The sequence below is a fragment of the Psychromonas sp. genome (genome assembly GCF_047632955.1).
GTDB lineage: Bacteria > Pseudomonadota > Gammaproteobacteria > Enterobacterales > Psychromonadaceae > Psychromonas.
Window position 1 is genome coordinate 1 of sequence record NZ_JBLIED010000064.1, and the last position, 11,499, is coordinate 11,499.

12 protein-coding genes are annotated in these 11,499 nt (G+C 40.0%); 4 read left to right on the top strand and 8 right to left on the bottom strand.

The window, feature by feature from the left end; all coding sequences use genetic code 11:
- A partial coding sequence (locus tag ACJAZP_RS19055; RefSeq protein ID WP_415232330.1) for a DUF1566 domain-containing protein occupies positions 1-612 on the bottom strand: 612 nt, incomplete at its 3' end.
- A gap of 946 nt (positions 613-1,558) precedes the next feature.
- Here ACJAZP_RS19055 and ACJAZP_RS19060 point away from each other — a divergent pair.
- Positions 1,559-2,005, top strand: a complete 447-nt coding sequence (locus tag ACJAZP_RS19060; protein ID WP_415232331.1) for a hypothetical protein — start codon at positions 1,559-1,561, stop codon at positions 2,003-2,005.
- Between the two features lie 217 nt (positions 2,006-2,222).
- Here ACJAZP_RS19060 and ACJAZP_RS19065 read toward each other — a convergent pair whose 3' ends face one another.
- The 6 genes from ACJAZP_RS19065 to ACJAZP_RS19090 form a co-directional block, all read right to left on the bottom strand.
- A complete protein-coding gene (locus ACJAZP_RS19065; RefSeq protein ID WP_415232332.1) occupies positions 2,223-2,474 on the bottom strand; it encodes a hypothetical protein in 252 nt (83 codons plus the stop codon).
- A gap of 130 nt (positions 2,475-2,604) precedes the next feature.
- Positions 2,605-3,285 (bottom strand): SOUL family heme-binding protein, encoded by a 681-nt coding sequence (locus tag ACJAZP_RS19070; protein ID WP_415232333.1) that lies wholly within the window; start codon positions 3,283-3,285, stop codon positions 2,605-2,607.
- A gap of 287 nt (positions 3,286-3,572) precedes the next feature.
- On the bottom strand, positions 3,573-3,680 hold the full coding sequence (locus tag ACJAZP_RS19075; RefSeq protein ID WP_083761744.1) for a DUF2474 family protein: 108 nt from the start codon (positions 3,678-3,680) through the stop codon (positions 3,573-3,575).
- Positions 3,680-4,684 carry a cytochrome d ubiquinol oxidase subunit II gene (cydB, locus tag ACJAZP_RS19080; RefSeq protein ID WP_415232334.1) on the bottom strand — a complete coding sequence of 335 codons (1,005 nt, stop codon included), beginning with the start codon at positions 4,682-4,684 and terminating at the stop codon, positions 3,680-3,682. Before cydB ends, ACJAZP_RS19075 begins: the two co-directional genes overlap by 1 nt.
- Positions 4,674-6,104, bottom strand: a complete 1,431-nt coding sequence (locus ACJAZP_RS19085; protein WP_415232335.1) for a cytochrome ubiquinol oxidase subunit I — start codon at positions 6,102-6,104, stop codon at positions 4,674-4,676. The genes cydB and ACJAZP_RS19085 overlap by 11 nt, the downstream gene beginning before the upstream one ends.
- Before the next feature lie 178 nt (positions 6,105-6,282).
- The gene (locus ACJAZP_RS19090; protein WP_415232336.1) at positions 6,283-6,534 is read right to left on the bottom strand and encodes a TIGR03643 family protein; all 252 of its coding nucleotides are present in this window, start codon (positions 6,532-6,534) and stop codon (positions 6,283-6,285) included.
- Positions 6,535-7,434: 900 nt separating this feature from the next.
- Between ACJAZP_RS19090 and ACJAZP_RS19095 the strand changes: the two genes are divergently transcribed.
- The 3 genes from ACJAZP_RS19095 to ACJAZP_RS19105 all read left to right on the top strand — a co-directional run bounded on the left by ACJAZP_RS19095 (position 7,435) and on the right by ACJAZP_RS19105 (position 11,072).
- Entirely contained in the window at positions 7,435-8,526 is a 1,092-nt protein-coding gene (locus ACJAZP_RS19095; protein WP_415232337.1) for an MBL fold metallo-hydrolase, read from the top strand.
- Between the two features lie 210 nt (positions 8,527-8,736).
- On the top strand, positions 8,737-9,357 hold the full coding sequence (locus ACJAZP_RS19100) for a MarC family protein (protein WP_415232338.1): 621 nt from the start codon (positions 8,737-8,739) through the stop codon (positions 9,355-9,357).
- 629 nt (positions 9,358-9,986) lie between these two features.
- On the top strand, positions 9,987-11,072 hold the full coding sequence (locus tag ACJAZP_RS19105; RefSeq protein WP_415232339.1) for a cysteine synthase A: 1,086 nt from the start codon (positions 9,987-9,989) through the stop codon (positions 11,070-11,072).
- Positions 11,073-11,252: 180 nt separating this feature from the next.
- Here ACJAZP_RS19105 and ACJAZP_RS19110 read toward each other — a convergent pair.
- Positions 11,253-11,499 (bottom strand): CopD family protein (locus tag ACJAZP_RS19110; protein WP_415232340.1); only part of this gene is annotated, 247 nt, incomplete at its 5' end.

Genomic DNA, 11,499 nt, shown 5'->3' on the forward strand with positions numbered 1-11,499 from the left:
GTAAAACTTTTTTTCGTCCTGAGCATTAAGGCCATAACCCTTGATACGACCATCAACGAAGTTCACACCAAAAATAGTCTCTTCATTACGTCCCATCGTGGTTGATACATATTTTGTCGAGCTAAGATATTGGCCATCGATCAAACGATCACCATTATTGGTATCACCTGCAGCAAAATCAAAGACGTTCTGATCCAGAAAAGGGGTGATATGGTAAGTCCCCTTAGTATGGAGCGGGCTTACATCTTCGCCATCAAAAAGAAAAATAGAGTAGAGCTCTTTGATCGTAGGGACGCGCCAATCGTCAAAACCACCAACTCGCGATGTTTTTGCAAACGCTAACGCGTTGTCATAGGACATCTTGTCATGCGCATTAGCAACGCCATCATCATTGCGATCAATCGAGGATTCCCAGATTAGCCCGGTGTTCTTATCTAACACGGTACCATCTGCATTCTTTTGGTAGCTAGGCATTATCCCCACATATTGAGCATCTTGACCGTGCATAGACTCTCCCACGACAGGACATTTATCTACAACGTCTGTTGTATCAAAACATTGACTCTGATTGGTATCAACGACTGCGTAGGTGAGTTCAGATGCATGTGCCATTTGAGCACCACTAGCGAGAAATAATCCTGCAATGATTTGAGATAAGATGTTTTTATTCATTAATAACTCCTGTATTTATGTACTTTTCAATTGCTATATATGGGGTTAATCTAACTTGTTTTTTAAAGGTAAACGTCTTATTAGCTTTCTAGTAAGATGAATTACCATCCGTTTGTGGATCCTATTTCTGAATTAAATTCGCATACCTCAACCTAGAAGTTTGCATCATACATATCTAACAAAAGGGAGGCGCTTAAACCGTACATTCCGAACCTTTTTGTAGGTGCAGAAAGTCCGGGAAATAAAATAAGGCCTAATTAACAATGCTTTAAATTCAAAATACCATGTAACTTTTTTAAATGATATTTATTTTCTATACCGCATAATCTGTTCTTTTTATTAGTGCAGGATAGAAGGGGACAGATATAAATCTGTATTTTGCTTACAAGAGAGAGATGAAGATTAATCTCTAACTTGTCGTTCTTGCTATGGTTTTTTATCGTAGTAAATAATCTATATATGAAGGCGCTATTGATGAATTAAAGTAATCGTTTGGGTTGATTGCAACGATGGAGGTAGAAGTGCTGACTCATGTAATATTATTTTTTTCCCTATATTGAGATAACGACAAATCAGGGCTTGATTTACTCAACCACGACACGCTTTTTCCCGAAAGCGAGCGTAATAGTGTTCAAGTTAATTTAGTCACTTGTTTTTAGTTTCTAAGTCGCTTGGGGGCGTTTGCGAGTTAGCCTTTTGTGATTTTAAAGGAGATATATGATCCTATAACATATATCGCCAGTCACTATTTTGATAATTAGGGAGTGAGGTTGTTGAATAAATAAGTAATCATGCTTATTGTAAATCATGATAGGCAGCAGATAAAAGCCTTGATGCGTTGAAAATAAAGCTATTATGCCCAAAACAATATCAAGTATGGTGCCAAATGAAATATAAAATAATGTCGAAAAAATATTTATTAGCGGCAGAAACTTTTTCATATAGTTATGCTAATTATGCCGATCATCTCGGTATAAATCCGCGTTTTGACAAATACATGCCAAATGATATAGATGTTATTGAAAGAGTCATTAATTCAAATAAGGGAACAAAGGAGTTAGCATCGCAATTAGGTGTGGAAGAAGAGGTTGCACAACAAATATTAAGTGCATATACAACAGCAAAAGATATCGTGCTTGCAGAAACTGCTGAAGCCTCTTTCAGGAAAGGAGTAAAAGCATCAATATTACTCAGTTTACAGTCAGGCCTAAAGTCTGAAGAAGATATAGATAATCTCGTTAGTCAAATATGTTACAGAGCATCGGATTTGGCATATTTGCTAAATTTGGAAGAGAAAGAATTATCAGATTATTCTGAAGCACTAAGAGAATAATTGAGTCTAAAATTCAAAAAGGTACAACTAAGGTAAATCAGTTGCATTAATACTCCATTAAAAAATTTATTCCTAAGGCGAAACGGGGCACAAAATGCCCTAGAGTTTTGGGCTACTTATCTGTTGAAATAATTCAAAGTTAAAGATCTAGGGGGTCTAAATAAAAAAAGGTTAAGATATTATCTTAACCTTTTTCTTCAAATTCAATGTTTGAATATTAATGAGCTGTACGGCTGGTGCCATTACGCACTAAATCTTGGCCTGTTTGGAACACTTCTTCCGTAACCCAACGTGATAATAATAATTGGTGCTGGTCATCTAACACTGCGATAAAACGACGACCATCTTTATTGTTTGTCGCCATTGCTACACCCGTTACATTTGTTAAACCTAAACTATCATTTTCAACTGAAATTAAAAATGTTTCTAAATCTGTTAGGTTTGTGATGATATCTGTTTCGTTGTTCATACTTTACATTCTCTTGCTAAGCTAAATCTATAATCCCGGAATGTTACGGTGTTTGTCTTTCTAAGGCAACTTTCCTCTTCAGTGGCCATAAAGTAATGTCATACTAAATTTGGCGTCAACTGCACCACGCTCAATCGCCGAATTCCGGGGATGCAACCGGCACCAGTATTTCATTGCGACGAAGGAACCAGGGCATGAACGGTGGGTTGTACCGTGCCCAAATCGGTTCGCCTAACGGAGTCAAGCGACTATTCTCTATCCAATTCTGTAATTTTGCCAAATTGTGAAGGTAATTCTTTTCGCTCCAAAAACCCGAATAACGTACCACAGCAATGAGACGTGCCGGAACCTCGCGAATAGACACGTTTGGATCCTTCGGCTCAGGAGTCGTTTCCAACTCGAATGACGCTGGCATCATGAAACTGACAACCCATTTTTCATCCTGCTTCTGCTGGCCTAGCGGCGATGTCATCTCAATCTTCTGACTCGATGGCTCTTGTCCAACAGGCGAGGTCATCGCCACTTTTTGTTGCTGTTTGTTGTTGCCGGAAATGTACTTGAACAGGCGGCCGAATGCTTCGCTACCAGCTTCCTCAAACGCTCCATCTACTGTGGTTTCAGCTAGAATATGGGACTCGTACTCTCGAAGTTCGAACCCGTCTTCTTCACGAAGTACATTGTATTTTGCTTCCTCAACGGCCATCGCATTTCCCGCTAATAGTAACGTGGTAAATAGTAACGTGGTAATTGTGACCCAACTGATCAGAGCTATCCGCAACATTATTAAGATTTCCTTTTTAGACTCAGCCATTCTAGACCTAAACCGAAGCTAATCGCCTTTTTCTGCACTGCAGCCAAATATGAAGGCATCACTTTTAAAGCCCAACAGTGTATTAGTCTGTATTCTTACTAATACACATTTAAAATTTTTTATTGTTAAAGATTAGACCAGAACAAGCATAAAAACAGTTACTCTGTCTGATGCTAAAATCATGATTATTAATAATTTTCTCAGACGCTCTATCTTCAAAGCGACTCAGCTAATAAAAATCCCATGCTCGCTTTAATTTAACAGCATGCAAGTTTAGTCACAAACCGTTAAAGGATTGCTGACTTTATCAGCATAGCCACAATGCCCAGTGCTAAAACCCCAGCAAGCCAAATGCCAACAAACCAGGCTAGTTTTTTACATTTTTTCCAAGCCATTAGTGATAGCCATCCTCAGGTTTTACTTTGCCCCGGAACACCCAATATGCATAAGCGGTATAGATTAAAATAAGTGGCACTAAAACTATCGTCCCCGCCAGTGTGAACCTTAAACTTGAATCAGGCGCTGCGGCTTCTGTGATTGTTAGACTTGGCGGTACAATATTAGGGTAAAAACTGACAATAATACCGATGAAACTGAGGACAAATAAGCCAAGTGAGGCGAGAAATGGTTGCGCTTCTTTGTCTTGTTTCAACCCCATAAATAGCAACCAAGTACACAGCCCGACTAAAACTGGAACAAACACACTAAAAATGCTACCTGGCAGCGTAAACCAACGTTGGAAATAAGCGGGGTCTTGGAAGGGGGTGACGATACTGACAACACCTATAAAACCTAGGGTAGCAATGCCTAACCATTTTGCATAACCCCGCATTCTAGTTTGTAGTTCACCTTCTGTTTTCATAATTAACCAAGTGGAGCCCAGTAAGCCGTAGCCAATGACAACTGCACAGCCGGTTAATAATGAGAACGGGGTTAGCCAATCCCACCAGCCTCCAGCGTAGGCGCGGTTTGCCACTTCAATACCCTGCACCAACGCCCCGAGCGAAACACCTTGAGTAAAGGCTGCTATAACCGAGCCTGCGAAGAAGGCAAAGTCCCAAACAGGCTTCCAACGAACGGTTCGCCAGCGATATTCAAAGGCAACGCCTCGGAAAATCAGTGCTAGCAGCATTAGTATAATAGGCATGTACAAGGCTGGCATAATAACGGCATAGGCTAGAGGGAAAACGGCAAATAAACCACCGCCTCCCATTACTAACCAAGTTTCATTACCGTCCCAAACGGGGGCAATGGTATTCATCATAACCGACTTGTCTTGCTCTGATTTAGCCGACGGAAACAAAATACCGATGCCCAGATCAAAGCCATCTAAAATGACATAAGTGAGTACGGCGAAGGCGATAATCATCGCCCAGATAAACGATAATTCAAATTCCACGATTGTCTCCTTGCGCACCTGACTTAAGGTCTGCGTCAGTTGTTGCAATAAATTGGTTTTGTGCGGTCCGGGTAGGGCCGTCATTTATCTCAAGGCCTGACGTAGCTGGCGGTTTATTCATCAGTCTTAATATATAGTAAGTACCTGCACCAAAGACAAAGAAATAAACGATGATAAATGCGATTAGCGATACCGCAACCGCAGGCGCATCAATCGGTGCAAGACTGTCGGTTGTACGCAATAGTCCGTAAACGGTGAAAGGTTGACGGCCTACTTCAGTAGTAACCCAACCTGCCAGTACGGCAACAAATCCCATGGGGCCCATAACAATTGCCGCCCGCTTTAACAAATCGTCATCATAAAGCTTGCCGCGAATGCGTCGCCAAAAGCTCCACACGCCCAGTCCTAACATGGCAAAGCCTAGCGAAATCATAATACGGAAGCTCCAGAATATAATTGCAACAGGTGGTTCGTCTTCATCAGGAATAGTATCTAAACCTGCAAGTGGGGCGTTTAAGTCATGCTTTAAGATCAAGCTAGAGAGTTTGGGTATCTGAATAGCGTAATCAATCCTTTTTTCTTCTGGGTTAGGGATACCAAATAGAATGAGCGGTGCCCCCTCTGGGTGGCTGTCATAGTGTCCTTCCATCGCCATCACTTTGGCTGGTTGATACTCTAAAGTGTTTAAACCGTGGAAGTCTCCCACAACAATTTGTAAAGGGGCGACAACAATTAACATCCACATTGCCATTGAAAACATACGACGTGCAGCGGCATCAGCCTTGTTTCTTAGCAGGTGTAATGCACCGACAGCAGCAACCACTAGTGCGGTTGTCAGAAAGGCAGCCGTTACCATGTGTACTAAACGGTACGGAAACGAAGGGTTGAAGACAATCTGCCACCAGTCTTCTGGAATAAATTGCCCTACGTCATTAATGCTATAGCCAACAGGCGTTTGCATCCACGAGTTGACTGATAAAATCCAAGTGGCTGACATTAAAGTACCAAAGGCGACCATACAAACAGCGAACATGTGTAGTCCATTACCCACGCGCTCACGTCCAAACAAAGCGATGCCTAAAAATCCGGCCTCTAAGAAGAAGGCAGAGAGTACTTCATAGGCCATAAGTGGCCCAAGTATTGGTCCGGTTTTGTCTGCAAACACCGACCAGTTCGTGCCAAATTGATACGACATCACAATACCGGAAACTACGCCCATTCCAAATGCAACCGCGAAAATTTTCTTCCAGTAGTTAAACAAAAAAAGGTAGGTTTGATCATGTGTTTTTAGCCACAAGCCATTCAATACGGCTAAATAACTGGCTACTCCGATCGAAAAGGCTGGGAATATAATATGGAAGGAGACGGTGAATGCAAACTGTATTCTAGCAAGCGTCTCCGCAGTGAAGCTTTCCAACATAACTATAGCTCTCTATAAATTTGATTTAAAATTATGTTAAACTGATGTGCCAATAAAATAGATATTGAAACAAAAGTAACATTAGAAATATAACTTTTAAGTAAAAATAACGTTTATTCTACTTATCCTCATAGATTTAATCATTGATCATCTTGAAGCATTCTATGCACCGCAAGCACTATCTATTCTTATACTGAGTTGGGCAATAAGCTCTGCCGACTTCAGGCGACCTAAGTTTTGTATGCTTAGTTTTTCGACCGCTCACCCTGCTACGCCACAATTTGAAACTACTTGATTTCATCTTATGACGCATAAGTGTTATCACCGCTTGCTCATTCAGACCAAACTGATCTTCAATCGCTTCAAAGGGGGTTCTATCTTCCCAAGCCATTTCGATAACTCTAGACTCTTCACTCTCACTAAATAGCATTATCAAGTTCCAGTTTTTGACATTTAAAAGAACTAATACGTGAGAGAACAGCTTAAGGTTCAGTTAAAAAGTATATTTTTATAGGATGGCTTTCTAATCGGGGTAAATTCAGTAAAAAGGTAATTAAGTGATCACAGTATAAAGCCGGCACAATGTCATCACTGTTAATTTAAATTGTGATAAGACGTTAGCTCTGCTGCTTAAAGTTTCTGCTGCGCTGAACTGAGCATATGGTACATAGTGGTCGCACCAAAGTCGCTAAGGGGGAGTTTGCGACTTAGCTTGCTAATGGGTATTGAGCCTAAAAAATAAAATCTAAAATTTAAAATTTGTCATTAATGGCTGTTTTCTAAACATAAAAATGCTTTTTTCATTTTGTGCCTTTTTTAGGCTCAAACAGCTAAATATATTAGTAGTTCATTTCCTTGTTCGCTTGAAGGATATATTCAGAATGCTGACTCGCAAACGCCACCTTTACTTACAAACCATACAATAGTGACCAAATTAACTTGACCACTATGAAGCTCTCCTCTAGGAAAAAGCAAGCTAAGAATTTGTGGAGTAGCAGCTAATTTATGCAACTAGAGTAACAATCAATATATTGAATTTAATACGCATACTTTCTGCTACGGAATTTAAAAATGGATATGTCATTTATTTCTTTTGTTATTTCTTTCCTGATTTTATAGACAGTTTGGGCGTTATTCCTTGTTTCTGTCGTTAATACGGACTTTTTCTATCTATCCTCATGACAATTATTTAATCAATCATCTTAATTGTTTGATTTTATGGTTTGTAAATGTATTGTTATATCAATTTTAACAAGTTGATATATTCCGTATTTCCACCGTAAATATGGAGTTTTTCGGTTTAATACGCCGTTAGTTTTAGGAGTAAATGATGAGCCTCATAAAAATTTTTATCAGTATAATTCTAGTATTAGCTATATTAATTGCATGCTCATCAAACTCGTCAGAATACTCGAAGAAAATATCATTGGATAATAAGCCACAACATCATACGAGTAAGGAGTATCAGAACCACCCATTTGTGGAAACTGCCGCACCTAAAGGGATCTTTTTCTATATGCGAAGAGCATGGGATTCGGTGTTTATTCCTGATGTTCCTGATGGACATGAACTAACTGAGTTAGAGTCTCTTCAACTTTTAAACTCAATTTCCAGCGATCGTGTTACTTGGTTGGGGCATGCAAGTTTTTTGATTACAACCTCCGGAGTGACAATTCTGACTGACCCCTTTTTGTCAAAACGCGCCAGTCCTGTTTCATGGGCAGGCCCAAAAAGATTTGTTGATTTGCCCATACCTATAAATAAATTGCCTTCCATCGATATAGTGATTGTTTCACATAATCATTATGACCACTTGGATGATAAAACAGTTAGGAAATTAGAAAACAAAAATAATATTCATGTGGTCGTTCCTTTAGGGCTTAAGTCTTTTTTTATCGAGCGAGGGTATAGCAAGGTTACGGAGTTAGATTGGGGGCAGTCAGTATCTATTGAAGGAATAGATATTACAGCGGAACCTTCAGTTCATGATTCTGCTCGAAGTACATCTGATCATAATGAAACGCTATGGGCTTCTTGGGTTATTGAAAGCTTCCAAAAACGTATTCTTTTTATTGGCGATACAGGGTACTCAGAAACTATCTTCAATCTTGTCGGTGATAAATATAGTTTCTTCGACTTTGCTATTTTACCTATTGGAGCATATGAACCAAGGGAGTTATTGTGGATGTCGCATACCACTCCCGAAGAAGCTGTCTCCATTGGCATAGATGTTCGCGCAAAGACACTGATTGCCTCTCACTGGGGGACAATTAGCAGTTTATCTGATGAGCCATTGTTTGAACCTCCGATACGCTTTAAGAAGGCTGGACTTGATAGCGAATTTTCCGACAAAGAACTGTGGATAATGAAAGTTGGTGAAACTAGATCTATCGCGCCAACGAAAAGCATACAAGGCAATTAAATCGGACGCTTTACGGTTGTCGCGGCGTAGAGGTTGTAGGATAACTCTTTTTTTGAAATTTAAGAAGAATTTTGGAGTTGCAAATGCATTACCTAAGTACTTTAAATAGCTTAGGCTGTGTTATAGGAGTTCGTTTTTTAATGGGATTTGGCTGAAAGAGAAATTCTACAGCCTCGTTATGTTTTCACCTCTATTCAGGGTAAATGACAGATGATAGATTTTTTAGCCGTATTTATAACCTTTTTTGCAGTTATAGATCCGATTGGGACTGTGCCTGTTTTCATAGCTATAACGGCTAAATATGACCAAAAAACAAAACGCAGAATAGCATTGTTAGCAACAATTGTAGCTGCATGTGTATTGCTGTTTTTTGTAGTAATTGGAGAGTTAATATTAAAGGCTTTGTCCATTCCTCTATCTGCATTTCAAATATCTGGAGGAATTGTTTTATTTTTGTTCGCACTAAATATGATATTTGGCGATAGTAAACCTGAGGAAGAGATAAAAAGCCTAAACGAAAACCATAAAGATACCGCTATTTTTCCACTTGCAGTACCATCTATTGCGAGCCCAGGAGCGATGTTGGCTGCTGTGTTATTAACAGAAAACGCTATATTTAGTTTTCTTGAGCAATTGCAAACTGCAATGGTTATGCTGTCAGTTTTAACTTTGGTTTATGTTTTAATGTTACTTTCTGGGTTTATTGCCCGATTCATTGGTACTAGCGGTGCTAGCGTAGTAAGTCGGGTGATGGGTCTAATTCTGTCAGCTATTGCTACTACAAATATACTAACTGGTATTAGTGAGTACTATAATTTTATTCCGTCATAAAACATAACGAATCAAAGCATGCGGACTTGGTAAAGCTGTCACCTTTTTTGTTCCAAAAAAACCGCCAACTTCACCAAGCCGATGTTTTAAGCGTTAATGCAGTCTCTTACAAAAGCTAGTTATAAGATGGATAGGCCTTTACGCTCGGTATTGGAAGAAAGCGACCGTAAATGGGGTGATCTCAATAGATAAACAGTGCAAAAGCTCTATGGCGCTTTGTGCAGCTTTGCGCCTTAGAAAAGAAACTAATTATTAAAAAACTGCAAAATGAAAGACTTGATCCTCAGCTCTCCGGAGGGCAGGGAGTACGAGAGTTTTCTCGATCCCTCTCTATGCGATAAAGCTGCCCTTGAAGGAGGACTCACAGAGCAGCTGCAAATCGCTTCGAAGCCGAACTTCGCATATGTGCCTACTTGCGGTCATTGGATATTTTTAATTTTCCGTGTAACAATTACCTAAACGTGAGCGTTCAGAAGCATGCTATATGCTTCTACCAGCCAATTTGTAGTATGAATTTCTTAGTGAATGTCTGTGACCCGATTGATTGCAAAAGTAGCTAAAATAAATTTACAAATGGCTAATCTCGTTCTTAATGTTATCTAACATACAAAAATAAGTGAATTTAAATTATGCCTCTAAATGGTCATGCGAATAAATTATCAGAACTAATCGGCAATACTGACCTGTTAACCATTCCAAGTTTAAGCCGCTTGGCGCAATGCGATATCAGCGTTAAGTGTGAGTTTCAAAATCCAGGGGGAACGGTAAAAGATCGCGCAGCACTGCAAATGGTATTGTCGGCAATGGAGTCTGGCGTGCTTAAACCAGGCATGACCATAGTAGAAGGAACTGCAGGCAACACAGGTATAGGCTTGGCAATAGTTGCTAAGTCACTGGGTTTTGGTCTTAAGGTTGTTATGCCAAAAGGACAAACCAAAGAAAAAGAACAAATGATTGCGCTCCATGGCGCAGAATTAATTTTAGTCGACGCCTGCCCGTTCTCTAACCCTAATCATTTTTACCATACAGCAAAACGTATTGCTGATGAAAACTCGAATTTTTGGTGGGCTAATCAATTTGAAAACACCGCCAACGCAGATGCTCATTATTTACATACCGGTCCTGAGATTTTCCATCAAACCAATGGTGAAGTGAGCATCTTTGTTTGTGCAGCCGGAACGGGTGGTACAATTGGCGGGGTGACCAAATATTTAAAAGAAAAAAACGCAGACATCAACACCATCTGTGTAGACCCAAATGGCTCAGGAATTTATAATTTTTTGCAAAGTGGAACATACACTGCGACAGAGGGGGGGTCTTTTACCGAAGGGATTGGTATTATGCGGTTAGTTAACAATTTCCGACAGGCTTCCGTCGACCATACTATTACGTTACCAGATAGTGACATTGTTACTATCGCGAACTATGTTCGCGAACAAGATGCACTGGTATTAGGAAGTTCGAGTGCACTTAACGTTGCCGCAGCCTTTTATGCTGCAATTAATTTTGGTCCATTAAAGGGAGGTAAAAAACAGCATGTCGTTACGTTAGCCTGTGATCTTGGTGAACGTTCAGTGTCTAAACTATACAACAAAGCGTTTTTAGAAAGCAAAGATATTTTTGTCGAAAACGACTCAATTGAAAAATTAATAGCGCGCTTTACTAAAAAGCATAATTTATTAAAAAGGGTGACCTTTGACTACAAAAACCTATAATTTTTGCGGCAAATAGTTATGATTTTCCAAGACATATATGATGCACCTCCTTACGAACAGGCTGGTAAAGATGGTGCACTTCTACCTTGAATATGGGTTTAAAAAGCAGACGGTTTTATAATGGGTGGCTTGTTATTTTTTTACCAGCATCAGCCACGAATTTAAAATTATCATTTGACCTCAGAGATATCGACCTGCAGAGCCAACTACCACCACCAGTAAACCCAGCACCAGGTTGATGCCAACCATTATCCGGATTTGACCAACGCGACGCCCGGCTTGCGCGGTGTCGTCGGCGTGAATCGCCTTCTTGAGCCTGCGGTAGGGGGCAAAATAGATATGCAGGAACAATAACATCATCAGCAATCCCAGCCCTTGCATGGCATGGATATGCCAACCCACAGCTGCCATGCCGCCGAGATAACTA